Source organism: Paenibacillus sp. UASWS1643 (assembly GCF_008693195.1).
Taxonomy (GTDB): Bacteria; Bacillota; Bacilli; order Paenibacillales; family Paenibacillaceae; genus Paenibacillus; species Paenibacillus amylolyticus_B.
This window is the reverse complement of the sequence record NZ_VXKZ01000012.1, coordinates 1-243: the sequence shown is the minus strand read 5'-3', so window position 1 is coordinate 243 and position 243 is coordinate 1. Positions and strand designations below refer to the sequence as shown.

The following is a 243-nucleotide window of genomic DNA, read 5'->3' as shown; positions in this document are numbered from 1 at the left end:
CCGTGGTGTAGTTGGCCTAACATGCCTGCCTGTCACGCAGGAGATCGCGGGTTCGAATCCCGTCGGTTCCGCCATTTAATCTTTACATGAGGCAAACTGTTCACTACATCTGCTGTATGGCACTGATGCCCTATATAAAGTGTAAGGAATTAAGATTAGACTTTATTATGGCTCGGTAGCTCAGTCGGTAGAGCAGAGGACTGAAAATCCTCGTGTCGGCGGTTCGATTCCGTCCCGAGCCAC

General features: G+C 50.2%; 1 tRNA gene. It reads left to right on the top strand.

Annotation, left to right across the window (positions count from 1 at the left end):
* The first annotated feature begins 169 nt into the window (after window positions 1–169).
* Window positions 170–242 (top strand) — tRNA-Phe (locus FE296_RS00065).
* Window position 243 lies beyond the last annotated feature (1 nt).